This window comes from Caenispirillum bisanense (genome assembly GCF_039523075.1).
GTDB classification, from domain to species: Bacteria; Pseudomonadota; Alphaproteobacteria; order Rhodospirillales; family Rhodospirillaceae; genus Caenispirillum; species Caenispirillum bisanense.
The window spans coordinates 15695-40233 of sequence record NZ_BAAAEP010000007.1; the positions used below are offsets into that span (position 1 = coordinate 15695).

Below are 24539 nucleotides of genomic sequence, written 5' to 3' on the forward strand. Positions count from 1 at the left end.
CGTCAGCGCCCCTCCCACACCGGCGGGCGTTTGGCGAGGAAGGCGTCGATGCCTTCTTCCGCGTCGCGGGCCAGCATGTTGCGGGTCATGACCTCGCTGGCATAGGCGTAGGCGTCGGCCAGAGGCATTTCCAGCTGGCGGTAGAAGGCTTCCTTGCCGATGGCGAGGGTGAGCGGCGACTTGCCGGCGATCAGCTGCGCCATCTCCGCCACCGCCGCATCCAGCCGGTCGGCCGGCACCACGTCGTTGACCAACCCCGCCGCCTTGGCCTCGGCGGCGGTGATGGGGCGGCCGGACAGCAGCATCTCCATCGCCGCCTTGCGGCCGACGGCGCGCGACAGCGCCACCATGGGGGTGGAGCAGAACAGGCCGATGTTGACGCCGGGCGTCGCGAACTTCGCATCCTCGGCGGCATAGGCGAGGTCGCAGCTGGCCACCAGCTGGCAGCCGGCGGCGGTCGCCATGGCGTGGACGCAGGCGATCACCGGCTTCGGCAGGGTCACCACCGACATCATCAGGCGCGAGCACTGCTCGAACAGCGCTTCATAGGCCTCGCGCCCCGGATTGCCGCGCACTTCCTTGAGGTCGTGGCCGGCGCAGAAGGCCGGGCCGTTGGCAGCGATGACCACTACCTTCACCGTGGCGTCGTCGCGGATGCGGTCCAGTTCCTCCTGCAGCGCCGCCATCAGCCCCACCGACAGGGCATTGCGCGCCTGCGGCCGGTTCAGCGTCAGGGTGGCGATGCCGTCGGCATCGTCGCGCAGCAGGATGGGGGCGTCGGAAGTGGTGGCGGCGGCGGCAGCGGTCATGGCGGGCGTCTCCATCGTGTTTTCGCCATGGTGACGGCCCGCGCCGGCGGCTGCAAGCGGCACTTGCCGTTGACGTAAGCGTAAGGCATCCCCCATGCTGAACAAAAATCCGACGCCAGGGGAGGCCGCGGCCCATGACCGCCAAGATCACCATCGCCGAAATCCAGGCCATTCTTGATGCCGAACTGCCGCTGGTGGACATCCTCGGCATGCAGGTGGAGGACGTGGCGGCCGGCACCTGCCGGGTGCGCATGCGCTTCAAGCCCGATCTCATCCGCCCCGGCGGCACGGTGGCGGGGCCGGCGATGATGGCGCTGGCCGATCTGGCCATGTACGTGGTGGTGCTGTCGCTGATCGGGCCGGTGGACCTGGCGGTCACCACCAACCTCAACATCAACTTCCTGCGCAAGCCGGGCCAGCGCGACATGATCGCCGAGGGCCGCATCCTGAAGGCCGGCAAGCGGCTGGCGGTGGTGGAGGTCGATCTTTATTCCGAGGGCGAGGCCGACATGGTCGCCCATGTGACCGGCACCTACTCCATCCCGCCGCAGGATCGCGCGCCGACGGTGGCGCAACTGACCGGGGCGGCGCAGCCGGGCTGACCGGGAACGGACTGACGGCCCCCGCGCAGCGCAACGGCCGGCGCCAGGGGCGCCGGCCGCAGGCTCAGGCTGCGAGGATGCTGCCTTAGTTGGCGCTGCCGCCGGTGGTGCCGCCGGCCGCACCGCCGCCGGTCGCACCGCCCGTGGTGCCACCCGTCGCGCCGCCGGTGGTGCCGCCGGTGCCGAGGGTGTTGGTGTCGCCCGTGGCGCCGCCGGTCGCGCCGCCGCCGGTGCCGGTGGTGCCGCCGGTGGTGCCGGTGCCCATGTCGGGCGAGCGCTGCACGTCGCTGTCACCGGTGCCCGTGCCCATGCCCGGAGTCTGGGCCTGCTGCGGGTCGATGTTGACGCCCAGGCGCGCCAGGGTCTGCTGGTCAAGCTCGCCCGAGCCGGTCAGGTTGTTCTGCTCCTGATAGCTGCGCAGCGCCTGGGCGGTGTTGTCACCCCACACGCCGTCCACTTCCAGGTCCTGGCCGGAGTCCCGCAGCGCCTGCTGCAGGCGGCGGATTTCGTCCTCGCTCAGGTTGTCGCCGGACAGGCCGGCCGCCTGGCCGCCCATGGTGCCGGTGGTGGTGCCGGTGGCGCCGGCCGTGCCCGCCGTACCCGCGGTGCCGGTATCGCCGGTGTTGCCCATGGTGGTGCTGCCGGCGGTGCCGGTGCCGGCCGTGGTGCCGGAATGGACCCCGGTGCCACCGGTGGCGCCGGCGCCGGTTTCGGTGTTGGCGGTCTGGGCCATTGCGGCGCCGCTCAGGGCGGTGGCGGCGGCGAGGGCGGCGGCAAAGCTGATGTGTTTCATCGGACATTTCCTCCTGATTGGCTTGGAGATGCCCGTCAAACGACCCCCAGGCGACGAAGGATGCCCGAACGATCGGAGGCCCGCGCGGTCTTTCGAGGCAGCGGGTCGATGGTGCCAATTGTCGCCGGTGCGGCGTCAGGCGATCAGGTTGGTGCGCCCCTGGGCGGCGGCGAGGCGGGTGCGGAAGCCTTTCAGCTCCTCCCAGCCGCGCAACAGGGTGCGCGACGTCTCCGCCGCCACCGACTGCACGGTGCCGCGGCCGAGCGAGTCGGGATCGGACACGGCGGCGGCGCTGCGCAGCAGGCGGCTGGCGGCGGTCATGGTGCGCTCCGCCTGTTGCGACAGGGCGGCCAGCGGCTTGAAGGCCTCCGCCGAGGGTTCGGTGCCGGCGGCGGCGATGCGGCCGGGCGGCGAGCGGCGGTCCAGTTCGCGGCCCATGTCGCGCACCACCGACTCGATCTCGCGGGCGACGTGGCCGAGGGTGGCGGCCAGCGGGCGGGCGGTGGCCGGCGTGGTGATCAGACTGTGGAAGGGCCGCATGGCCTCGACGATCTTCTCTGCCGTCTGCAGGCGGCGGGAGAGGAACTCCTCCCGCAGGGACCGCAGGGAGGTTTCGGTCTCGCCGACGGTGGGGGCGGCAGGGGCGGGAGCATCGCTGGCGGCGCCGGCGGCGGGCGAGGCGGCGGCCTTGCCGCGCGCCAGCTGCGCGAAGCCGCCCGGCATGTGGGAGGAGAGGGAGACGACCATCGTTATGCCCCTGCGTCAGTCATTGCAGTTCAGTATGACCGCCGGGAGCGGGGCGTCAAGGAAGGCCGTCGGGAGCCGGGCAGCGGGGTCAATCCGCCCGGCCCCGACGGGCCGCCGTCACGGGTCCTGCCGGGGGGATCAGGAGAGTGCGGCGGCAGCTCGCAGGCGCAGGCGCGCCTTGACGCTGAGGTCAAGCTCGGCCCGCACTTCCTCCATCAGGGCGATGTCGCCGGAGTCGAGGGCGTGTTCGGCCCGCTGCCGCAGGACACGGCGGTCGGCCGCTTCCTCCAGGGCGTCGGCCACCGCCTGTTCGGCGGCGCGCAGGGCCTCCACAACCAGCTGCAGGTGATCGGTCACCACCGCCATGTTGGAGCGGATGGCCATGCAGTTGGCGGTAAGGGTGCTGACGTCGGGATGACGGAAGTGCACAAGATCGCCCATCGGAAAGTCCTCCGTGTGGTGAAACGGGGTACTGGCGTGCGGCCCGGTCAGGCCGGTTGCCAGGCGCCGGTCAGTCCGGCGATGTGGATGAGGCGGGTGAGGGGAATGCTGAAGTCGATGCTGGTCAGGACCAGGTCCTGGTCGCTGTCCACCTGCTCGCGCTGCCAGCAGGGGTGAGGCCGGTCGGGATCGTCGCCGCTGTCGTCGCCGGCGGGGTGGGCGGCGGTCCAGGTGCGCCGCAGATCCCACGGCGAGGCGTCGCGGCGCCACACCGTTGCCTGCCACGGCGCCACCTGGATCAGGCAGACCTCCATCACCCCCGGCATGCCGAGGTCGGGCGGCATGAGCGCCGCGGGGCGCGGCCGGCTGCCGGCGGGGGCGCCGCCGGGGGCGGTCATGCCCACCACCAGGATCGGCCGCGGCCGCCGGTCGTCGGCGTGGACCTCCAGCCGGTAGGGCGCGGCGCCCGGAATGCCGCCGGGGCGTCCGCCGTCTGCAGGAGGTCGGGCAGCCGCAGGTGCGGCCGGGTGGTCTGCAGGTGGGTCTTCACGATCCCGTGCAGGGCGATGCGCAGGCCGCGTAGAAGGGTGGTGTGGTCGGTTGCGAACATCTTGGCAGTCTCCCCGTTTCTTGGGTCAGCTGTCGCCCGCGTCGGCTGAGTCCGTCAGCAGACGCCGGATGCATTGCAGGCATCGGCGGGCATAGTCGACCGTATCGCTGCTGTAGCTGTCAGGCTCCGCCAGCACGCCTTCGGCGCACAGTTCAAGGTCGTGGCAGAGCTTTTCCTGGTCGTCGGGCAAGGCGCATGTCATGGCGTCGTCCTTTCCCGTGGGCCGCCGGGGCAGGGGCTCCGGCGGCGGCAATGCAGGTGCGGTCAGGCGGCGCGGATCTGGCCGAGCATGTCGCGGATCTGGTCCGCCAGGGCATCGGCGCGGGTGGCCACCACGTGGGCCGCCTCCTCGACGCTCTGGGCGGCGCGGTCGGTTTCCTCGGCCGCCTGCGAGACGCCGTCGATGCTGCGCGACACTTCCGTGGTGCCGGCCGACGCCTGCTGGACGTTGCGGGCGATTTCCCGAGTCGCCGCGTTCTGCTGCTCGATGGCCGCCGCGATGGCCTCGGTGACGGCGGCAAGGCTGCTGATCTTGCTGCCGATGTGCTGGATGGCGGCGACGGTGACGTTGGTTTCCTCCTGCACGGCGGTGATCTGCTCGGCAATCTCGCCGGTGGCGCGGGAGGTCTGGGTGGCGAGCGCCTTGACCTCGTTGGCGACCACCGCGAACCCCTTGCCGGCCTCGCCGGCGCGGGCGGCCTCGATGGTGGCATTGAGGGCGAGCAGGTTGGTCTGGCTGGCGATGTCGTCGATCAGGCGCACCACCTCGCTGATGCGGCCGGCGGCGTCGGACAGCTTGTGGACCATCTGGTCGCCGTTCTGGGCGTCGCGGGTGACGTCGGTGACCACGCCGGAGACGTCGTTGATCTGCCGCTGGATTTCCGAGATGGCCGCCGACAGTTCCTCCGCCGCCGAGGCCACGGTCTCGACGCTGGCCGACGATTCCTCGGCCGCCGCCGCCACGGCGGTGGACTGGTGCGCCGCCTGATCGGCCGCCTGCCGCATGGACTGGGCGGTGTTTTCCATGGCGTGGGCGGTATCGGACACGTCGCGCAGGATGGTGCCGACCTGGCCTTCGAAGCTGTCGGCCATTTCCAGCATCATGCGGCGGCGTTCGCTGCGGGCGTTTTCCTCCGCCAGCCGCTGCTGTTCTTCCAGGCGCGCCCGTTCCTGGGCGTTGTGACGGAACACTTCCAGCGCCTTGATCAGCCGGCCGACCTCGTCGCGGCGGTCGTCGGCCTCGACGGTGACCGAGGTATCGCCTGCGGCAAGCCGTTCCAGCGCCCCGGTGGTGGCCTGCAGCGGGCGGGTGATGCTGCGCACAACCAGGAACACGCCGCCGCTCAGCAGCAGGATGAAGAGCAGGCTGGCGCTGCCGTTGGTGATCGCCTTGCTCCAGAATTCCGCTTCCAGATCATCGACATACAGGCCGGTGCCGATCATCCAGTCCCACGGGTCGAACATGACGGCATAGGAAACCTTGGCCACCGGCTCGGTGCTGCCGGGCTTCGGCCACAGGTAGTCGACGTGGCCGCCGCCGGCGCGGGCGGCGCCGATGAGTTCGCGCAGCAGCAGCTTGCCGGTGGCGTCCTTCTGGCCCGACATGTCGGTGCCTTCCAGGTCCGGGCGCGGTCCCATGACCAGGGCGACGCCGGCGCCGGAATAGGTGAAGACGTACTCGCTGCCATCGAAGCGGATGGCGCGCAGCGCGGCCTTGGCGCGTTCCTGCGCCTCCTGCTGCGGGATTTCGCCGGCCTCGGCGCGGCGGTGGTATTCGGCGGCGATGGTGCGGGCCGCCTCGGCGATGCTCCGCACCTTGGCCTCGCGCTCCTCGCTCATGGCCTGGTGCAGGTGCAGGAGACCCACGCCGACGGTGATCAGCAGAGAAAGGAACAGAAGCCCGATCGGGCCCCAGATCTTGGCGGCAACGGGAGCGTCCTTAAGCCTCATGGAGTGTCTCCTGGTGGGGCTCGGTGGCAGGCGGCCATGGGGCCGCCGCACGAGCGTCGCTCAATGCCTGTCTCCCCCCGGATGCGGCGGAGCCCGTTGCACCAGCCGGTGCCCCTGGGGTGAGGGGGGAGTAGGGGGCACCGGCCGGTGGGGCGGGCACTTTCGCGCCGCACAAAAACCGTAGCGTTAATGTGGACGGGTGAAATAGCTGCTCTTAGGGCATAGGAAATCGCTGCGCGGTGGCGTCCGATGGTCGTTCTCCCTCCCCCCTCTCCCCCTTACCCTAAGGGGTTTATCAGAAGTAGAAGAGGATCCGCCCCGCGGGCGTTTCTCCGACGGCGGCAACCTGCAGGTGGTGCAGTGCAAAAAGTGGCCGTGCCGGCGGAATCCCGGCAGAACCTGCGGCATTGCAAGGAGTCGCGACGGGGTCGGCCGGCAGCGCATCGGCGGCGGGCAGGTCATATACCACGAAGGGATTAGTCGACAGACGGCAGAATGGCGCAACGGGCACCACCGGAAGCCGCGGAAGCCCGAACAGGCGCCAAGCCCAGGCGCCGGGCGGCCTGTAGCGACGGTAAAATGATACCGTTTTTCTAAGTGCTTGTTTTTGCTGGATTTAATCTGTTTGACATCGGCGGCTGTCGTGCCATATTCCACACCCTCAGTTCGTCGGGCCGCCTTGGGCGGTCCCTGTCGTTTTCCGGGGGGTGGCGCAGCCGCCGGCTCGGAAGGCTAACAACGAGATGGTGCCATGAAGACCTATTCGGCCAAGCCCGCCGAGGTGGAAAAGAAGTGGATCCTGATCGACGCCGAGGGCGTCGTTCTGGGCCGCCTCGCCTCGCATGTGGCGAACATCCTGCGTGGCAAGACCAAGGCCACCTACACGCCGCACATCGACGTCGGCGACAACGTCATCATCATCAATGCCGAGAAGGTCAAGCTGACCGGCAAGAAGATGACCGACAAGAAGTTTTTCTGGCACACCGGCCACCCCGGCGGCATCAAGGAACGGACCATGGGTCAGATCCTTGGCGGCCGTTACCCGGAACGGGTGATCGAGAAGGCCGTTGAGCGCATGATCCCCCGGGGTCCGCTCGGCCGTGCCCAGCTGAAGAAGCTCCGCGTCTATGCCGGCGCCGAGCACCCGCATGAAGCGCAGCAGCCGGAAGTCCTGGACTTCGCTGCCCGCAACCCGAAGAACAAGAGGAGCGCCTAACCCATGGCCGAGGAAAAGCTCACCCTCGAAGACCTGAAGGGCGCCCACTCTCCGGTTGCCGAGTCGCCGAAGTACGAAGCCAAGCGTGACGAACTGGGCCGTTCCTACGGCACCGGTCGCCGCAAGGACGCCGTCGCCCGCGTGTGGGTCAAGCCGGGCACCGGCAAGATCATCGTCAACGGCCGCGACCTGGCGAACTACTTCCCGCGCCCGGTGCTGCAGATGCTCATCAACCAGCCGTTCCAGGTGGCGAACGTCGCCAACCAGTTCGACGTGATGTGCACCGTCTCCGGTGGTGGTCTGTCCGGTCAGGCCGGCGCCCTGCGCCACGGCCTGTCGCGCGCCCTGACCGCCTACGAGCCGGCCCTGCGCCCGGCCCTGAAGGCCGCCGGCTTCCTGACCCGCGACCCGCGCGCCGTCGAGCGTAAGAAGTACGGCAAGGCCAAGGCCCGCCGCAGCTTCCAGTTCTCGAAGCGCTGATCCCCGCGGATCATACGCCCGTTACGGAAGGGCGCCCTCTTGCGGGAGGGCGCCCTTTCGTTTTCACTGGCCCTCCCCGCGACTCCATCTTCCAGGGACACACGACGACATGAGCGCGAAGACCAAAGTGGCGATCCTCGGCGCCTCCGGCTACACCGGCGCCGAACTGGTGCGTATTCTGGCGCTGCATCCGCACGTCGAGATGACGGTGCTGACCGCCGACCGACGCGCCGGCAAGCCCTTCGCCGATGTCTTCCCGCATCTGGCCGGCGTGGCGCTGCCCGATCTGGTGGCCATCGACCAGGTGGACTGGACCGGCGTCGACTTCGTGTTCTGCGCCCTGCCGCATGGCACCACCCAGGATGTCATCGCCGGCTTGCCGGCGCATGTGAAGGTGTGCGACCTGTCGGCCGACTTCCGCCTGCGCGACGTCGATGCCTACGCCACCTGGTACGGCCACGCCCACAAGGCGCCGGAGCTGCAGAAGGAAGTCGTCTACGGCCTGACCGAGCTGTACCGCGAGCAGGTGCGCGCCGCCCGCGTGGTCGCCAACCCCGGCTGCTATCCCACCTCCGCCCAGCTGCCGCTGATCCCGCTGATCGAGGAAGGGCTGATCGAGGCCGACGGCATCATCGTCGACGCCAAGTCGGGCGTCACCGGCGCCGGCCGGGCGCCCAAGGAAGGCACCCTCTACAGCGAGGTGACCGAGGGCATTCACGCCTATGGCATTGCCAGCCACCGCCACGCCCCGGAGATCGAGCAGGGCCTGTCCGACGCCGCCGGCCGGCCGGTGCTGGTGAACTTCACACCGCACCTGATGCCCATGGCGCGCGGCATCCTGGCGACCATCTACGTACAGTGCGCCGCCGGCGCCACCGCCGCCGACCTGCGGGCGGCGCTGGCGCGGCGCTATGCCGGCGAGCCCTTCGTGCGGGTGCTGGGCGAGGGCCAGGTGCCGGCGACGCGGCACGTGCGCGGCTCCAACTTCGTGCTGATGAACGCCTTCGACGACCGCCTGCCGGGCCGCGCCATCCTCACCTGCGTCGAGGACAATCTGGTCAAGGGCGCCTCCGGCCAGGCGGTGCAGAACATGAACGTGATGCTCGGCTTCGAGGAAACCACGGCGCTGCTGCAGCAGCCCATGTTCCCGTAAGCCCGCCAGGGAGTCCCGCCGCCATGACCACCCCCGTCGTTTCCGTGCAGAAGCCTGTCATCCTGCCCTGGCAGGGCGTGTGGCCGAAGATCGCTGACAGCGTCTTCGTCGCCCCCACCGCCTGCATCATCGGCGACGTGGAGATCGGCGCCGACAGCAGCATCTGGTTCAACGTCACCGTCCGCGGCGACGTGAATTCCATCCGCATCGGCGCCCGCTCCAACATCCAGGACGGCAGCGTCATCCACGTCACCCGCCAGAAGCACGAGACGGTGATCGGCGACGACGTGCTGGTCGGCCACATGGCGGTCATCCACGGCTGCCGCCTGGAAAGCGGCAGCTTCGTCGGCATGGGCGCCACGGTGATGGACGGCGCCGTGGTGGAAGGCGGCGCCATGGTGGCGGCCGGCGCCCTGGTCAGCCCCGGCAAGGTGGTGAAGGCGGGCCAGCTGTGGGCCGGTACGCCCGCCCGCTACATCCGCGACCTGACGCCCGAGGAACTGGAAAGCCTGCCCAAGGGCACCGCCCATTACGCCAACATGGGCCGCCAGTACCGCGAGATGCTGGCGGGGGGCTGAGCCATGGCAGCTCCCTACCCGCCCTCGGGCAAGGATGACGCGGCCGCCGACCACCGCCGCTTCATGCAGCGCGCCATCGACCTGGCGGCGGAGGGCATGCGGGCCGGTGCCGGCGGTCCCTTCGGTTGCGTCATCGTCAAGGACGGGGTGATCGTCGGCGAGGGCCACAACGAAGTGGTGACCGGCTGCGACCCCACCGCCCATGCCGAGGTGGTCGCCATCCGCCGGGCGGCGCAGGCGCTCGGCCGCTTCCACCTGGAAGGCTGCGTCGCCTACACCAGTTGCGAGCCGTGCCCCATGTGCCTGGCGGCGCTCTACTGGGCGCATGTGGAAAAGGTGTTCTACGCCGCCGACCGCCACGACGCCGCCGTCGCCGGCTTCGACGACGCCTTCCTCTACCGCGAACTGCCGCTGCCCATGGGCGAACGCGAACTGCCGTTCGGCCGCCTGATGGGCGAGGAAAGCCGCAAGGTGTTCGAGCAGTACATGGCCCTGGAGGGGCGGGTGCCGTACTGACGGCCCCGCGCCCTTGCCGGGCTCCCCGTCGTCCTACCGCCGCTCCGGCCGGGCGGAGCCGAGCAGGCGCAGCAGCCGGCCCTTGCGGGCGGTGAGGCCGAAAATCACCGCCGCCACCGCCACGAACAGCACCGCAACCACCGCCATCACCGGCGTGTAGCCGTAGCGCAGGCTGTTGAAGATCTTGATGGGCAGCGTCTCCACCGTGAAGCCGGCCACCATGTAGGCGACGATGTACTCGTTCAGGCTCAGCACGAAGACGAAGGCCAGCCCCGCCAGCACATAGGGCGCCACCGTCGGCAGGATGATGGTGCGGAAGATGGTGCGCTCGTCGGCGCCGAGGGTGCGGGCCGCCTCCACCTGCTCCGACGACAGGCTGTTGAGGCCGAGGGAGATGTTCACCAGCGGCAGGGTGACGAAGAAGATGCCGTGGCTGACGATGGTGGCCCACATCTGGCCGTAGAGCCCGACCGTGTTCCAGAAGATCAGGAAGCCAAGCGCTGTGATCACCGGCGGCAGCATGAACGGCGCCACCCCCAGCAGGAACAGCCCGCGGGCGTAGCGCACGCGGTAGCGCCACAGGAACCACGCCAGCGGCAGCGCGATGGCGACCGACAGCACGGCGGCGCCGCAGGCGACGATGACGCTGTTCTTCAGCGCGTTCAGCCACGTCGGGTCGGTGAACAGCTCGATGTACCAGCGGCCGGACAGGCCCTGCGGCGGGAAGGACAGGCGGCGGCCCTCGTTCAGGCTGACGCCGGCCACCACCACCACCGGCGCCGCCAGGAACAGCGCCAGCAGGCCCATGTAGACGGCGCGGAAGGCGCGGGTGCGGGCATCGGTCATGACCGGCGGCCTCCTCCGGCCAGCAGGGTGAGGCCGATGAGGGCGAGGCTCACCAGCATCAGGAACACCGCCACGGCGGCCGCGAAGGGAATGTTGGACTGGTACACCGCCTGATCGGTGATGAACACCGACAGCGTCCAGTGCTGCGGCTGGCCGAGCAGCTGCGGCAGGACGTAGACGCCGAGCGTGAACACGAACACCAGCACCAGCGTCGCGACGATGGCCGGCCGCAGCGACGGCACCACCACCGTGAAGAAGGTGCGCAGCGGCGTCGCCCCCAGGGTGCGGGCGGCCTCCGTCACCTCGGGGTCGAGGCGGGTGACGCTCGGGTACAGCACCAGCACCGTGTAGGGGAAGGTGATGAAGCACATGCCGAGCAGCAGGGCGAGGAAGCTGGGCGAATAGGCGGTCGGCTGGTCGATCAGGCCAAGGGCCACGAACAGGTTGGATATGCCGGCCGAGCGCGACAGCAGCGTCGACCACGCAAAGCCGATGATCACCTCCGACAGCGACAGCACCGACAGGATGAACACCAGCCACAGGGTCTGGCCGCGCGGGCTGAAGCGGGACAGGAACCAGGTGAACGGCACCGCCGCCGCCGTACACAGCACCGCCGCCAGCCCGCACAGCCACAGCGAGAAGCCGAGCACGCCGAGGAACAGCGGCGTCAGGAAGCGGGCGTAGTTGTCCAGCTCGAACGCCGGTTCGTAGAAGCCGCCGGAGACGCGGTGATAGAAGCTGTAGGCGACCATGATGCCGAACGGCACCAGGAAGAACACCGTCAGCACCACGGCGGGGATCGCCATGGGCAGGTGCTGGCGCAGGCCGCGCGGATGCTGGTGCAGGCTCATGCGGCGAGCACCCGGCAGGCGGCGGGCGGCAGTTCCACCGTCACGGCATCGCCGGCGGCGACGGCGGGGGCGTCCTTGCGCAGGCTTTCGGCGATGAGGGCGTGGCCGTGGCAGTCCACATGCACCTCCACCGTGCCGCCGACGTCGCGCACGAAGGTGACGGTGGCCGGCAGGCGGTTGGGACCGCCGGCGGCTGCGGCGGCCTCGGGCAGGACGTGCAGTTCCTCCGGCCGTACCAGCAGGGTGGCGGCGCCGGTGAGCCCATCCGGGATGGCGCCGACGCTGACCGCCGCGCCGTTGAAGCGCACCGCGCCGCTGCCGCCGCCCTCCACCGTCACCGGCAGCAGGTTGGAGGTGCCGATGAAGTCGGCGACGAAGGTATTGGCGGGCTCGCGGTAGATCTGCGACGGCGGCCCGACCTGCTGCACCCGATGGTCGCCCATGACGACGATCAGGTCGGCCATGGTCATGGCCTCGCGCTGGTCGTGGGTGACCAGGATGGTGGTGACGTTCAGGCGCTGCTGCAGCAGCCGCAGCTCGATCTGCATGGCCTCCCGCAGCTTGGCGTCGAGCGCCGACAGCGGCTCGTCGAGCAGGAACAGCTTGGGGTCGACGGCCAGCGCGCGGGCGATGGCGACGCGCTGGCGCTGGCCGCCCGACAGCTGGCTGACGTGGCGGTCGGCGATGCCGGGCAGGCGTACCATCTCCAGCAGCTGTTCGGCGCGGGCGCGCTGGCGGTCGCGGCTCTCGCCCCGGATGTGCAGGGCATAGGCTATGTTCTCGCCGACCGTCAGGTGGTCGAACAGGGCGAGGCTCTGGAACACCATACCGAAGCCGCGCCGGTCCGGCGGCAGCGGCGCGATGTCGGTACCGTCGAGCAGCAGGCGGCCGGCGCTGGGCGCCTCCAGCCCGGCGATCATGCGCAGCAGGGTGGTCTTGCCGCAGCCGGAGGGGCCGAGGAAGCACACCAGCTTGCCGGCGGGAATGTGCAGGGTGACGTCGGTGACGGCGAGGACGGAGCCGTAGGACTTGCGGACGTCTTCCAGAACAAGGTCGTGCATGGCTGGTCCGAACGGGAGGCAACGGTCCCCCGCCGCACCGGCTGCGCGGGCGGGCGGCGGGGGAGGGGGGTAACCGGCAGCGCGGCGCGGCGCGGCGCGGCGGCTCAGCCGACCACCATCGCCGTCCAGCGCTCGTTCACCCAGTCGCCCTTGTCGGTGTAGAGCTGGTAGTTCGGGATGATCGGCGGGATGTCGCTGGAAACGGCGGCGAACTCGGCGTCGGTCAGGTCGGTCAGGTCGCGCGGCAGCACCGGCGCCGTGCCCACCTGGCGGGCCAGCACCGCCTGGATCGCGGGCTGGCACATGTAGTCGATGAACACCTGCGCTTCCTCCACCTTCTTGCAGGCGGTGGTGACGGCCCACGAGCCGCGGTCGGCGACGCCGCCTTCCTTGGGGAAGGTGGAGCGCACGGGGAAGCCGTCGGCGGCCGCCAGTCCGGTGACGTCGTGGTAGTACTGCCCGGCCGGAATCTCGCCGCTCTGCAGGGCGTTCTGGAACTGGCCCTCGTCGCGGTACCACAGGGCGACGTTGGGGCGCAGCTCGGCGATCTTGTCGATGACCTGCTGGACGCCCTCGTCGGTGGCCAGGATGTCGGGGCCGCCGAAGTGCAGCTTGGCGGCGATGTCGATGAGGAAGGAGTTGGACGCCAGCGCCAGCAGCCCGAGGCGGTTGGCGTTGGCCGGGTCCCACAGGAAGTTCCAGCTGTCCGGCGCCTGCGGGTAGGTGTCGGTATTGGTCACCAGGGTGATGAACCACGCCACCGCCGGCACGCCGGCGACGGCGCCGTCCGGCGTCTTGTTGAGGAACTCGTCGAACACCTTGGCGGCGTTGGGCATCTTCGCCAGGTCGAAGGTCTGCCACAGGCCGCCCCGGATGCCGCGCAGCATGGGCACCTGCGCCATCATGTTGACGTCGGCCGGTGCCACGCCGGCCTTGGCCGACTGCTCCAGCTGCACCAGCCAGGCCTCGCCGGTCGGCTCCGGCACGCTTTCGACGGCGATGCCGGTGGCGGCGGTGAAGTCGGGGAAGATGTGCTTGCGGAAGCTTTCCTCGAAATAGCCGCCGTAGGTGCCGACCTTCAGCGAGCGGTCCTGCGCCAGCACGGCCGGCGCCTTCAGGCCGACCACGCCCAGCGCGGCGGCGGCGGCGGATACCTTCAGCACGCTGCGGCGGCTGGGGCTGTAGCGATAGGTTGACTTGGTCATCGGAAAGAGCCTCCTGTCAGGCGGTATCTTATTGATTAGGTTATAGTTTTATTCACTGGCAAAGGCCGCCAGCCGGGCGGCGACCGGGGCGGCGGACTCGCCCGGAACGTTGGCGAAGGCGAGGCGGAGATACAGGTCCTGCCCTTCGCCGAACATGGAGCCGGGCAGGGTCAGCAGGCTCTGGCGCTCGGCCAGCGCCTTGGCGACGGCATAGGCGGGGCGGTCGGCGAAGGGGTGTTCGACATAGGCGAAGTAGGCGCCGATGCTGACCAGCCGCCAGTCGGGCAGCCCCTCCACCGCCAGCCGGAAGGCGGCAGCGCGGGAGCGCATGAGCAGGGTGTTGCCGGTCACCCACTCGCGCAGGGCGGTGAGGCCGAACAGCGCCGCCTCCTGCCCCAGGCGGGGGGCGCAGATGGCGATGCAGTCGACTGCCTTCTCCACCGACGCCATCAGCCGCGGCCCCGCCACCAGGGCGCCGACGCGGTGGCCGGTGATGGCGAAGACCTTGGAGAAGCTGTAGAGGTGGACCAGGGTATCGGGCCACGCCGGATCGTCGAACAGGGCGTGCGGCCGGCTGTCGTCGGGCAGGAAGTCGCGGTAGGTCTCGTCCAGGATCAGGGCGATGCCGTGGCGCTGCGCCAGGGCGTAGAACCGGGCGATCACCTCCGGCGGGTAGACGGCGCCGGTGGGGTTGTTGGGGGTGACCAGCACGATGGCGCGGGTGCGCGGGCCGATGCGGGCGGCGGCTTCCTCCGGGTCCGGCACGCCGCCGGCATCGGGGCGGAAGGTCAGCGGCACCGCCGCGATCCCCAGGGCATCCAGCCACATTTTATGATTGAAGTAATGCGGCTGCGGCAGGATCACCTCGTCGCCGGCCTGGGCGAGGGCGAGGATGGCGGCGCAGAAGGCCTGGTTGCAGCCGGCGGTGATGGCCACCTGGCTGGGCGACGGGCGGGCGCCGTAGAGGCGGCCGATGTCCGCCGCCAGCGCCTCGCGCAGGGCCGGCAGGCCGAGGATGTCGGTATAGCGGTGGACGGCGGGATCGTGCAGCCGTTCCGCCAGATGCTCCACCAGTTCCACCGCCGGCGGATGGCCGGGCACCGCCTGGCACAGGTCGATGAGCGGCCGCCCCGGCACCGGCGGCAGGCCGCGCACCCAGCCTTGCGCATCGGCGATGGGCGGCGGCGCCACGGCGGCGAGCAGCGGGTTGAGCGGCAGGGCGGCGGCAGGCGGCGGAACGGTCATGCGGCAGGGGTCCGGTGGCAGTGTCAGAGGGGGTCGCGCCGCAGCGGCATGGTCATGCAATGCACGCTGCCGCCGCCGGCGGCGAACAGGTCCAGCTCCGGGTCCAGCACCGTCAGGCCTTCGGCGCGCAGCCGGGCGTTGAGGGCGGCGGAGTGGCGCGGCGAGATCACCGTATCATTGCCCAGCGCCAGAACGTTGCAACTCATCTGCATGACCTCCTTGTAGGACGCCGGCACGATGCGGATGCCGTGCCCCTGCAGCCACGCCAGCAGGTCGTCGGGCAGCACGTCGGGGCAGGCCACCGCCAGCCCGTCGGCGGCCATGCAGAACAGCACGTCGAGGTGCAGGAAGTGCTCGGGGAAGGGCTGCACCCGCGTCTCCCACCCTTCCGCCGCGAACCAGTCGCAGAACTGGCGGGCGCCGTCGGTGTTGGTGCGCTCGCCGGAGGCCCCGACCAGCAGCAGGCCGGGGCGGATGATGTGGATGTCGCCGCCTTCCAGGGTGCCGGCGGTGGAGAAGCGGTAGAACGAGTCGGCGCCGTAGAAGTCGAGGATGGAGGCATACTCGCCCCGCCGCTGCGGCCGGAACAGCTGCGTCATCACCGGCCCCCAGGGGGTCACCTGGCTCGAATCGCGGGTGTAGACCTGATAGGGCAGGTGCTCTTCCAGCCGGCGCAGGTAGTGGCAGGTGACGCCGCCCTGCTGCAGCGCCGACTCCAGCTCGCGGAACTGCGCCTGGGCCTTCTGCGCGTCATAGGGCCGGCCGCCATGCAGGGTGGCGGTGGCGATGGTATTGGTCGGCTGCCATGCGTAGTTGTCCGGCGCGCACAGCAGCACGTCGCGCAGCACTCCGGTTTCCGAATCCACCTGCCAGGACACCTGTCTCTCCTTCACCTCCGGCATCCGGCGGCGGGCTGTGCCCAATCCGCAGGCGCTGTTGTTCGTCTGCTCAAGATGCTGGCATTGGCAGTCGATGCAGAAAATAGTGGAGCCGGAAACTACAGTTTGATGAACTTCAACGTAAGCACGCCTGCCAGGGGGAGTCGGTCAACGTGGGCATCGGCCAGATCAACGAGGTGGACATCCGCCTGCTGCGGGTCTTCGTCGCCGTGGTGGAGGCGGGGGGCTTCGCCGCCGCCCAGGCAACCCTGAACGTCGCCGCCTCCACCATCTCCAACCACATGAGCGCGCTGGAGCAGCGCCTGGGGGTGAAGCTGTGCCAGCGCGGCCGCATCGGCTTCCGCCTGACCGACAAGGGCCGGCTGGTGTACGAGGCCGCCTGCCGCCTGCTGGCCGCCACCGAGGCCTTCCGCAGCGAGGCGGCGCAGCTGCACGGCCAGCTGGTGGGCGACCTGCGCCTCGGGCTGGTGGACAACACGGTGACCGATCCAGCCAGCCCGGTGCTGCCGGCGCTGCGACGGTTCGGCGCCCGCGAGCACCGGGTGCATCTGCATGTGGGGATCGAGGCGCCGCAGGATCTGGAACGCCGTCTGCTGGACGGCAGCCTGGACATCGCCATCGGCAGCTTCCCCACCCGCGTCTCCGGCCTGGAGTACGAGCCGCTCTATACCGAGCGCCAGCACTTCTACTGCGGCGCCGGCCACCCGCTGTTCACGGCGGCGGAGGTGACGGTGGAGGCGGTGCGGGCCTGCCGCATCGTCGCCCGCGGCTACTGGCACCAGAACGACCTGCGGCGCATCGGCCTGCCGCTGTCGTCGGCGGCGGCGACGGTGCAGAACATGGAGGCGCAGGCCATGCTCATCCTGTCCGGCGGCTATCTCGGCTACCTGCCCACCCACTATGCGGCGCCGTGGGTGGTGGCGGGGCAGCTGAAGGCGCTGCTGCCGGAGGCCACCGCCTATGCGGCGCCGTTCGATCTGGTCACCCGTCGCGGCGCGCGGGAGACGCGGGTGCTGGCCACCATGGTCGCCGACCTGCTGGCCGAGCGCACGGCCGCGGCGTGACCGGACTCAGTCCTCGCCGGTGCCTTCCTCGGCCAGTTCGTCGCTGTGCAGCAGGTGGGCGAGGCGGGTCTTGACCTCGCGCATGCTCACCGGCTTGCGGAGCAGGGCGTCGACGCCGCTCAGCTGGTGCTCCACGTGCAGCCGTTCCGACAGCGGCTGGCCGGTCATGACGATGGTGAAGACCTGCGGCCAGTCCTCGCCCAGGCGGGTGATCAGTTCCTCGCCGCGGCCGTCGGGCAGGTGCAGGTCGGTAATGACCGCGTCGGGCTGCACCTCGTCCAGCAGCGACAGCGCGGTCTTGAGGTCGTGGGCGACGGTGACGGCATAGCCTTCCTCGCGCAGCGAATCGGCGATCACCTCGGCCGCCAGCACCTCGTCGTCGACCACCAGCAGGCGGGCGCCGTCGCCGGCGGGCAGGGCGGGGGCCGGTGCGGCGGCCGGCGGCGGGGCGCCGCGCAGGGTCGCCGGGTCGGCCAGCGGCAGGAAGATGGTGAAGCGGGCGCCGCCCTCCGGCCGGTTGCCGGCCCCCATGTCGCCGCCCATGTCGTGGACGATGTCCAGGCAGATGGACAGGCCGAGGCCGGTGCCTTCGCCGGCCGGCTTGGTGGTGAAGAAGGGCTCGAAGATGCGGTCGATGGCGTCGGCTGCGATGCCGGGGCCGCTGTCCTCCACCACCAGCCGCAGCTCGCGGTGAGTGCCGCGGTTGGCGATGGCGGTGCACAGGCGGATGGTGCCGAAGGGCGGGCGGCGCGGCCGCTGCGGGTTGGTCAGCAGCGCCTGCATGGCGTTGCGCAGCAGGTTCAGCAGCACCTGGTCCAGCTGGTTGCGGTGGCCGATGACGATGGCCTGTTCCGCATCCGGCGCCAGGTCCAGTTCCAGCGTCAGGCCGTCCTTGGCCGCCTGCTGCTCGAACAGCGCCGCCACCTGGGCGATGGCGGTCTGCACCCGGAACGGCTCCTTCGGCCCGCTGTCGCGGCGGGAGAAGGCCTGGATGTAGTCGAAGGTGTCGACCAGCCGTTCCGCCTGCTGCACGATGTCGCTGAACTTGCCGCCGAGCAGGCGGCGCAAGTCCTGCGGGTCGGCATCGGCGGGCGCGCGATCCAGCGCCATCACGGCGCTTTCGGCGATCAGGCGGATGATGTTCATGGGCTGGCTGATCTCGTGGATCAGGCTGGCCGACATCTCGCCCAGCACCGCCATCTTGCCGGCCTGGCGCAGCATGCCTTCCATGCGGCGGCGCTCGGTCTGGTCGAAGGCGGAATAGATGAGCCCCGGCGGCCGCTCGCCGCTGCCGCGCGGCAGCCGCGACACGGTTACCAGCGCCGGCAGGGGGGAGCCGTCGCGGCGCTTCAGGGTGACGTCCAGGTCGCCGGTGCGGTCGGGGTCGGCACCCAGCACGTCCGGCGGGAACAGGTCGAGGGCGGCCAGCGGCAGGCCGATGGCCTCCCGCGCCGACAGGCCGAAGGTCTCCTCCGCCCGGCGGTTGATGTAGGTGATGGCGCCGCCGGTGTCGGTGGCGACGATGGCTGTGCGCACCTCGTTCAGCAGGTGGGCCTGGAAGCGGATGCGGTCTTCCGCCTGCCGCCGGCGGGTGACGTCGCGCACCACCATCAGGAAGCCGCGCAGGCGGCCATCGGCGGCGGTCAGGGCGGCGAGCACGCCCTCGCCCTGGAACTGGCTGCCGTCCTTGCGCAGCTGCCAGCGGTCCAGCGGCGTGGTGCCGTCGTGGCTGGCCTGGATCATCTCCGCTTCCGGCTCGCCGTTGGCGCGGGCGGTGGTGGTGTGGAAGACGGCGAAGGACTGGCCGATGATCTCCGTCTGGCGCCAGCCGAACAGGCGGGTGGCGCCGTCGTTCCAGCTGACGACGCGGCCATCCTGGTCCAGCAGCACGATGGCGTAGTCCTTCACCGCGCTGATGAAGCGGCGCAGGCTCTGCTCGCTTTCCAGCAGGGCCTGGGTGCGGATGATGACCATGCGCCGCAGCGCCCAGACGCCGAAGCCGGCCACCGCCAGCCCCGCCGCCAGCACCGCCGCGACCAGGCCGAGCAGGCGGTAGGTGCGCCGTGCCTCCTCCGCCTCCATGCGGACCGAGTTGAACAGGAAGGTATCGGGGTTGAAGGTGCCGCTGACCATGCCGAAGCGGGCAAGCGTGGCGTGCATGCGCTCCCACCGGTCGGGGTTGACGTGCCCCAGTTCCACCATGGGCCAGGCGGTCAGCTTGCGCACCGGCTCCACCATGAAGCGGTTGAGGCCCCAGTTGTCCTTCAGGAAGGTGATGCCCTGGTCCATCTCCGACAGCCGGGCGACGATTTCGTCGGGGTTGCGCAGGGCGTATTCCCAGCCGCGGCGGGTGGCGCGCAGCATGGCCTCTGCCATCTCGGGCGAGGAGCGCACCAGATCCCGCGTCGCGAACAGGCTGTCGCCGTAGAAGTCGACGCCGTAATCGAGCGGCCGGAACATGCGCGCCTTCACCCCCTGTTCCGCAAAGTGATAGGGGGTGGAGATGACGTAGCCGACATAGCCGTCGCCGCGGCCGGCGAAGAAATCGCGCGAGCTGCCGGTCAAGTGGACCTCCGGCGGCTCGAAGCCGGCGGCCACTGCCATGGCCATCAGGGACACGTCGGTCAGGTCGCCGGGGCGGCGCAGGATGTCCTTCTTCAGGGCATCGCCCAGGGTGCGCAGGTCTTCGGAGTCGCGCATGAACAGGGCGACGCCGCTGTGCTGGAAGAAACTGCCGATGACCACCAGGTCTTCGCCCCGGTCGTCGGCGACCAGGATGTCGGCGCCGCTGACGCCGAAGTGGGCGCGGCCGCTCTGCACTTCCTCGGGCACCGCCAGCGGCCGGCCTTCGGCATCAAGGCCGGAGCGCAGCTCCACGTCCAGCCCGGCCTCGGCGTAGTAGCCCTGCCACAGGGCGGCGTAATAGCCGGCGAACTGGAAGGAGGGCGACCACCGCAGCTGCAGGACGACCTTGTCCGCCGCCGATGCCGGCGCCGCGGTGAGAGCCGCCAGCAGCACCAGCGGGAGCATGCACAGGGTCGCGACGATCACCCTGCGGGCGCGCGACGGGGCAGGCTTCGGCACGATGCGGACTCCGGCAGCGGAACTACCGGGAAACATTAGCATGACGCGGCGCCAAGGTGGACGTACAAAGGTACCGAAAAGGCGGAAACGAAAAAGACCGGCACGCTGGCCGGTCTTTTTTCGAAGCGGTTCTGGTGGCGCGAGTGACGGGGCTCGAACCCGCGACCTCCGGCGTGACAGGCCGGCACTCTAACCAACTGAGCTACACCCGCAATCCAGAACACTCGGTACTCGTCTCGTCTCGGGGATGGCGCGAGTGACGGGGCTCGAACCCGCGACCTCCGGCGTGACAGGCCGGCACTCTAACCAACTGAGCTACACCCGCATTCCCCGGTGAGGGCGGCCTTATAACCCGGCCCTCGCCCCCTTGCAAGGCCTTTGTTGCATCTTTTTGCAACGGTCCGCGTCAACCGCCGACCAGCCCCGAAAGGGAGGCAGAAAATGGTTCGGCGGCTGCGAATTGTCAATGCATTTCCGCCGCCCTGCTGGTGAGATCGGGGTGTTGCAGCATCCTTATGCGACGGACCGGTTCCCGCCGGCTCCGCCACAGTCTCCCAAACCTTGAGCCGGACGGTCCCCCCGTCCGGCTTTCTTTTTGCGCCGCGCCATGTTTCGACGCTCCCGGTTGTCGATTGTCGACAGCGGGCCTTGAAAACCGGGCCGCCGGGCGCTAGGTGATGCGCGCCCGCCACCGCGCTGCAACAGAACCCGGGGCGGCATCATTCCCACAAGAAGATCCGGAGACTGTCATGCGCTTCCTTCCGCTTGTCCTCGTGGCGTTCATGGCCGCCCCTGCGCTGGTGTGGATCATCGTGTCCAACCTGATGGTGAAGGGCACCTCCGGCAGCATGTTCGGCTTCGAGACCACCGGCACCGTCGCCGTGCTGATCGGCTTCGGCGTGGTGTCGCTGGCGCTGCTGGGCGGCTGGATGATGCGCTTCATCGCCCGCGATCAGAACCGCAGCGCCTGACCCCTTGAAGGCTCCGCCGCCGCGTCTATTTCCGCAGACCATGAAAGAGCATCTTGACGCGGCGTCCGTTCAGGATCACCTCTTGAACAGGACAGACGCGATGGACGGGAGCCAGCCCCATGACCAGCGTGACCACGTTCTTCCTTGATCCGGTGGCGGCGGCCATTGCTGCTGCGGCAGCGGCCATCGCCATCGCCGTGGCCGCTGCAAAGGCCCTGGCGCCGCAGCCGCGTCCCGTGCCGGTGCGGGCCCGCAACCGCCCGCGCGGCCGCCGTCGCGACTGACCCGTCCCGACCGATGACGGGCCGCGCCGCCGCCCGCCGCTGCCATCCGTAAGGGAAGGGCGGCCGCGAGTCATTAGCCGGCCGCTACGCCCGCAGAGACTCAGGTCGGAACAGACTCAGGTCCGCAAAGACTCAGAACGGCCGCGCTGCTGTCAGCGCGGCCGTTCTGCATGTCTGGCTGTGGCCGGACGCGGGCGCCGTCATGCCACCCGTTCGAACCGGTTGCGGTCGAGCAGCGCCTCGATGGCCAGCGTGCGGGCATCCACCGGGCTGCGGATGCTGCGCAGGCGGGCATGGGGGATGCGGGCGCCGTCGCTGTAGATGAACTCCACCTCCCACTCGGCGGCCCAGGAGGTACGTTCCCGGAACCGCTGGCCGACCTCCACACTGAGCTTCTTCATTTTCCCACGACCTTGCTGTTGCCTTCCTTGTGCCCCGTATCCGCATGTAGCGGCTGCGGAACCGCGATCACCCAAAGTATAGCGGCTGTCACGGTTCTGTATATCCGTTTTCATCGACCCGACCGACCACTTCGCGCCCGCAGCGGAAAACCCCCTCTGTTACAACTCTGGCCGGGACATGAGCCCGCAAACCAAAATAGGGGAAGGACGCGGCCAATGATCGCAGAGGTGGAGCAAGCGGCCGACGGCCGGGCGCTGGAAGCCATTTTGCAGGTGCCGGAGCATCTGCGCACCGATCATTGGTACAACGACATCCAGCACGCCATGCTGGTGATCCTGTTCCGCCATCTGCTGCGTGCGGTGCGCGAGAACTGCCCCCGCCGCAGCCGCATCCTCACCGATGTCGCCACCCTCTACCTGTGGGTCCACTTCCTCGACGAGGAGGAAGGCATGGCCTGGGGCGTCGCCCGCGGCCTGATCGACGCCGACCTGGTGGCCGACCACGCCCGTCAGCACCGCCGGTTCCTCGACCACTGGCGCGATGCCGTGCTGGTGCCCTACGTCGCCGGCGATCTGGCGGGCGAGGAGTACTATCAGGCGGTGGCGGCCTTCTATGCCCTGGTGCTGCGCCACATCGGCAACACCGACCAGCCGACCTACGGCCGCGCGTCGGAGCACGCCCCGCACCACCGGGCGGAGATCAGCCATGTGGCGGCCACCGGCCTGCCGCTGTCGCCCTTCATGCAGGGGGCGCTGCAGGTGGTGCGGCAGGACGACCGCGTGGTCGCCGACTGTCTCGACCTGCGCCTGATGGGCCCGCAGGCGCGCCAGAGCGTCGCCGCCGTCGCCATGGAACCCGGCGTCACCCGCCTGCTGCCCGACGGCAGCGGCCTGCGCGACCGCGTCATGCGCGGCCTGCGGCAGGCGGCCGGCGGCGAGGCGGTGCAGATATCCCATTTGTCGCACAAGCGAATGGTTGCCGCCGGACCGGCTTCCCTTCAGGATATGGGCAAGCTGCTGGTCGCCTGACCCCCGCCCGTTCTGCCGGCGCGGCCCAGGCAACTGGCGGCGGAGGGGGAGCACGCGCGTGACCGTCGACCAACAGCCTTCCTTACCCACCGGCCCCGCTGGCGAGCCGGACCCTGATGCCGCGCCGGGCGGCGGCGATCCGCTGCCCGGTCAGCGCAACCAGCGCCGTTTCCGCATCCTGTGGGGGGTGGTTCTGGCGGTGATCCTGGGCGCCCTCAGCCTGTCCGCCGCCACCGAACTGGCGACCGCCCGCCGCACCGCCGAACGGGCGGTGTCCGACAGTTCCCTCATCCTCAAGCAGCACGTGCTGCGCCAGTTCGAAGGCGCCGACGTGGTGCTGCGGCTGGTCGCCGCCCAGGTGGCCGCCGACGTGCCGGAACTGGGCGGCCGTGGCGCCGACACCGACCTGGCGGCGCTGTCGGCGTCGGCCTCGTGGATTCTCGACCTGTGGGTGCTCAACGCCGATGGCAGCCGTGGCTTCGCGTCCCGCGTGCCGCCGCCGGCGATGGAACAGGCCCTGGCGTCGCTGCAGGCGCGGGCGGTGGATGCGCCCGAGGGGCTGATGATCGGCGACCCGCTCGACCGCACCTTCGCCACCGGCTCCGCCATGCTGGTCGGGCGGCCGATCCGCGCCGCCGACGGCCGCCACCTCGGCGTTGCCGCCCTCACCATCTCCGGCGGCGACCTGGCCGACGTGTTCAGCCATCAGGTGCTCGGCCACGACGGCGCCGTCGGGCTGATCCGCGCCGATGGCGTGGTGCTGGCGCGCTATCCGGCGCTGCCCGGCATGGTCGGCCGCTCCATCGCCGATACGCCGGTGTTCGCCGAGATCCGCCGCGGTGCCGATGCCGGCATGGTGCGGGTGAACTCGGTCAGCGACGCCCAGAGCCGCATCGTCTCCTTCGCCCGCGTCGGCAACCTGCCGCTGGCGGTCACCGCCGCCTATTCCACCGCCGACATCCGCGGCGCGGCGCTGGAGGCGATGAAGCTGCCGTGGGCCTTCGGCGGCCTGATGATCCTGGTGCTGCTGGCGCTCTACCCCATGGTGATGCGCCGCCTGCGGGCGGAGGAACGGGCGGCGCGCGATCTGGCGGAACGCGAGATGCTGTTCCGCTCCATCCTCAACAACGTCGGCATCGGCCTGTCGCTGGTGGCGCGCGACGGCACCATCCGCTTCGCCAACACCGGCTTCGACCGCCTGCTCGGCTTCCCGCCCGGCGGCCTCAACGGCCGCAACATCGAAGACCTGACCCACCCCGACGACCGCCTCGGCACCATGTACCGGGTCAGCCGCATGGAGGCGCTGGGGCCCACCGGCGTGTCCTATGAAAAGCGCTACCTGCGCCACGACGGCAGCAGCGTCGAGGCCATGGTGACCCTCAGCCTGAAGCCGCGGGTGGGCACCCAGGAGCCGCTGCTGGTCGGCGTCATCCAGGACCTGACCGAGCAGCGGGCCCGCGAACGTGCCATCGCCTTCCAGAACAGCCTGCTGCGCATCCAGCAGGAAGCCTCGCCCGACGGTCTGCTGGTGGCCGATGCCGGCGGCGGCCTGCGGTCGTGCAACCGCCGCTTCCGCGACCTGTGGGAGGTGCCGGAGCCGCTGGTGGAGCAGGGCGACGTGGCGGCGGTGCTGCGCCATGTGGCGGGCGCCATCGCCGCCGCCCAACCGGCCGCCGGCGGGGGGGTGGAGCCGGGCTGGGGGAG

At 70.2% G+C, this 24539-nt stretch carries 27 protein-coding genes and 2 tRNA genes; 11 read left to right on the top strand and 18 right to left on the bottom strand.

Annotated features, from left to right (window positions below; all coding sequences use genetic code 11):
- Positions 1 to 2: 2 nt before the first annotated feature.
- Complete coding sequence (locus ABD056_RS05250; RefSeq protein WP_343865079.1) at positions 3 to 809, bottom strand: enoyl-CoA hydratase; 807 nt, start codon at positions 807 to 809, stop codon at positions 3 to 5.
- Positions 810 to 943: 134 nt separating this feature from the next.
- Here ABD056_RS05250 and ABD056_RS05255 point away from each other — a divergent pair, with 134 nt between their 5' ends.
- Positions 944 to 1411 (top strand): PaaI family thioesterase, encoded by a 468-nt coding sequence (locus ABD056_RS05255; protein ID WP_343865081.1) that lies wholly within the window; start codon positions 944 to 946, stop codon positions 1409 to 1411.
- A gap of 85 nt (positions 1412 to 1496) precedes the next feature.
- Here the strand turns inward: ABD056_RS05255 and ABD056_RS05260 are convergent, their stop codons facing one another.
- From ABD056_RS05260 to ABD056_RS05290, 7 genes are all read right to left on the bottom strand, one after another.
- Entirely contained in the window at positions 1497 to 2204 is a 708-nt protein-coding gene (locus ABD056_RS05260; RefSeq protein WP_343865082.1) for a peptidoglycan-binding domain-containing protein, read from the bottom strand.
- 135 nt (positions 2205 to 2339) lie between these two features.
- Positions 2340 to 2951 (bottom strand): hypothetical protein, encoded by a 612-nt coding sequence (locus ABD056_RS05265; RefSeq protein ID WP_343865084.1) that lies wholly within the window; start codon positions 2949 to 2951, stop codon positions 2340 to 2342.
- A gap of 138 nt (positions 2952 to 3089) precedes the next feature.
- On the bottom strand, positions 3090 to 3392 hold the full coding sequence (locus ABD056_RS05270) for a hypothetical protein (RefSeq protein WP_343865086.1): 303 nt from the start codon (positions 3390 to 3392) through the stop codon (positions 3090 to 3092).
- 47 nt (positions 3393 to 3439) lie between these two features.
- Positions 3440 to 3790, bottom strand: coding sequence for a hypothetical protein (locus tag ABD056_RS05275; RefSeq protein ID WP_343865089.1), 351 nt, complete (start codon positions 3788 to 3790; stop codon positions 3440 to 3442).
- Positions 3787 to 4002 carry a hypothetical protein gene (locus ABD056_RS05280; RefSeq protein WP_343865091.1) on the bottom strand — a complete coding sequence of 72 codons (216 nt, stop codon included), beginning with the start codon at positions 4000 to 4002 and terminating at the stop codon, positions 3787 to 3789. Before ABD056_RS05280 ends, ABD056_RS05275 begins: the two co-directional genes overlap by 4 nt.
- A 25-nt stretch (positions 4003 to 4027) precedes the next feature.
- Complete coding sequence (locus ABD056_RS05285) at positions 4028 to 4204, bottom strand: hypothetical protein (RefSeq protein ID WP_343865093.1); 177 nt, start codon at positions 4202 to 4204, stop codon at positions 4028 to 4030.
- A 62-nt stretch (positions 4205 to 4266) separates the two neighbouring features.
- Complete coding sequence (locus ABD056_RS05290; protein ID WP_343865095.1) at positions 4267 to 5952, bottom strand: methyl-accepting chemotaxis protein; 1686 nt, start codon at positions 5950 to 5952, stop codon at positions 4267 to 4269.
- 751 nt (positions 5953 to 6703) lie between these two features.
- Between ABD056_RS05290 and rplM the strand changes: the two genes are divergently transcribed.
- The 5 genes from rplM to ABD056_RS05315 all read left to right on the top strand — a co-directional run bounded on the left by rplM (position 6704) and on the right by ABD056_RS05315 (position 9895).
- Entirely contained in the window at positions 6704 to 7168 is a 465-nt protein-coding gene (gene rplM, locus ABD056_RS05295) for a 50S ribosomal protein L13 (RefSeq protein WP_343865097.1), read from the top strand.
- A gap of 3 nt (positions 7169 to 7171) precedes the next feature.
- The gene (gene rpsI / locus ABD056_RS05300) at positions 7172 to 7648 is read left to right on the top strand and encodes a 30S ribosomal protein S9 (protein WP_343865099.1); all 477 of its coding nucleotides are present in this window, start codon (positions 7172 to 7174) and stop codon (positions 7646 to 7648) included.
- 109 nt (positions 7649 to 7757) lie between these two features.
- Positions 7758 to 8801 (top strand): N-acetyl-gamma-glutamyl-phosphate reductase, encoded by a 1044-nt coding sequence (gene argC / locus ABD056_RS05305; protein ID WP_343865101.1) that lies wholly within the window; start codon positions 7758 to 7760, stop codon positions 8799 to 8801.
- Positions 8802 to 8824: 23 nt separating this feature from the next.
- Positions 8825 to 9379 carry a gamma carbonic anhydrase family protein gene (locus ABD056_RS05310; protein ID WP_343865103.1) on the top strand — a complete coding sequence of 185 codons (555 nt, stop codon included), beginning with the start codon at positions 8825 to 8827 and terminating at the stop codon, positions 9377 to 9379.
- A 3-nt stretch (positions 9380 to 9382) separates the two neighbouring features.
- Positions 9383 to 9895 carry a nucleoside deaminase gene (locus ABD056_RS05315; RefSeq protein ID WP_343865105.1) on the top strand — a complete coding sequence of 171 codons (513 nt, stop codon included), beginning with the start codon at positions 9383 to 9385 and terminating at the stop codon, positions 9893 to 9895.
- 33 nt (positions 9896 to 9928) lie between these two features.
- Here ABD056_RS05315 and ABD056_RS05320 read toward each other — a convergent pair whose 3' ends face one another.
- From ABD056_RS05320 to ABD056_RS05345, 6 genes are all read right to left on the bottom strand, one after another.
- Positions 9929 to 10741, bottom strand: a complete 813-nt coding sequence (locus ABD056_RS05320; protein ID WP_343865107.1) for an ABC transporter permease — start codon at positions 10739 to 10741, stop codon at positions 9929 to 9931.
- Positions 10738 to 11592, bottom strand: a complete 855-nt coding sequence (locus ABD056_RS05325) for an ABC transporter permease (RefSeq protein ID WP_343865109.1) — start codon at positions 11590 to 11592, stop codon at positions 10738 to 10740. The genes ABD056_RS05320 and ABD056_RS05325 overlap by 4 nt, the downstream gene beginning before the upstream one ends.
- Positions 11589 to 12653: an ABC transporter ATP-binding protein gene (locus ABD056_RS05330; RefSeq protein ID WP_343865111.1), complete on the bottom strand. Its 1065-nt coding sequence runs from the start codon at positions 12651 to 12653 to the stop codon at positions 11589 to 11591. The genes ABD056_RS05325 and ABD056_RS05330 overlap by 4 nt, the downstream gene beginning before the upstream one ends.
- A gap of 104 nt (positions 12654 to 12757) precedes the next feature.
- Positions 12758 to 13858 (bottom strand): ABC transporter substrate-binding protein, encoded by a 1101-nt coding sequence (locus ABD056_RS05335; protein WP_343865114.1) that lies wholly within the window; start codon positions 13856 to 13858, stop codon positions 12758 to 12760.
- 48 nt (positions 13859 to 13906) lie between these two features.
- A complete protein-coding gene (locus ABD056_RS05340) occupies positions 13907 to 15103 on the bottom strand; it encodes an aminotransferase (protein ID WP_343865117.1) in 1197 nt (398 codons plus the stop codon).
- Positions 15104 to 15126: 23 nt separating this feature from the next.
- The gene (locus tag ABD056_RS05345) at positions 15127 to 15981 is read right to left on the bottom strand and encodes a dimethylarginine dimethylaminohydrolase family protein (protein ID WP_425545008.1); all 855 of its coding nucleotides are present in this window, start codon (positions 15979 to 15981) and stop codon (positions 15127 to 15129) included.
- 173 nt (positions 15982 to 16154) lie between these two features.
- On the opposite strand from ABD056_RS05345, the gene ABD056_RS05350 reads away from it, so the two are divergent.
- Complete coding sequence (locus ABD056_RS05350) at positions 16155 to 17066, top strand: LysR family transcriptional regulator (RefSeq protein ID WP_343865121.1); 912 nt, start codon at positions 16155 to 16157, stop codon at positions 17064 to 17066.
- Between the two features lie 6 nt (positions 17067 to 17072).
- On the opposite strand, the gene ABD056_RS05355 is transcribed toward ABD056_RS05350, so the two are convergent.
- The 3 genes from ABD056_RS05355 to ABD056_RS05365 form a co-directional block, all read right to left on the bottom strand.
- Positions 17073 to 20150 (bottom strand): ABC transporter substrate-binding protein, encoded by a 3078-nt coding sequence (locus ABD056_RS05355; protein WP_343865123.1) that lies wholly within the window; start codon positions 20148 to 20150, stop codon positions 17073 to 17075.
- 135 nt (positions 20151 to 20285) lie between these two features.
- A tRNA-Asp gene (locus ABD056_RS05360) sits at positions 20286 to 20362 on the bottom strand.
- Between the two features lie 36 nt (positions 20363 to 20398).
- Positions 20399 to 20475 (bottom strand) — tRNA-Asp (locus tag ABD056_RS05365).
- 424 nt (positions 20476 to 20899) lie between these two features.
- Between ABD056_RS05365 and ABD056_RS05370 the strand changes: the two genes are divergently transcribed.
- Together ABD056_RS05370 and ABD056_RS05375 are read left to right on the top strand one after the other, a co-directional pair.
- Positions 20900 to 21121, top strand: a complete 222-nt coding sequence (locus ABD056_RS05370; protein ID WP_343865125.1) for a hypothetical protein — start codon at positions 20900 to 20902, stop codon at positions 21119 to 21121.
- Positions 21122 to 21240: 119 nt separating this feature from the next.
- Positions 21241 to 21405, top strand: coding sequence for a hypothetical protein (locus ABD056_RS05375; RefSeq protein WP_343865127.1), 165 nt, complete (start codon positions 21241 to 21243; stop codon positions 21403 to 21405).
- A gap of 200 nt (positions 21406 to 21605) precedes the next feature.
- Here ABD056_RS05375 and ABD056_RS05380 read toward each other — a convergent pair whose 3' ends face one another.
- The gene (locus tag ABD056_RS05380) at positions 21606 to 21806 is read right to left on the bottom strand and encodes a hypothetical protein (protein ID WP_343865129.1); all 201 of its coding nucleotides are present in this window, start codon (positions 21804 to 21806) and stop codon (positions 21606 to 21608) included.
- Between the two features lie 216 nt (positions 21807 to 22022).
- On the opposite strand from ABD056_RS05380, the gene ABD056_RS05385 reads away from it, so the two are divergent.
- The gene (locus tag ABD056_RS05385) at positions 22023 to 22835 is read left to right on the top strand and encodes a hemerythrin domain-containing protein (protein WP_343865131.1); all 813 of its coding nucleotides are present in this window, start codon (positions 22023 to 22025) and stop codon (positions 22833 to 22835) included.
- A gap of 58 nt (positions 22836 to 22893) precedes the next feature.
- A partial coding sequence (locus tag ABD056_RS05390; protein ID WP_343865133.1) for a PAS domain S-box protein occupies positions 22894 to 24539 on the top strand: 1646 nt, incomplete at its 3' end.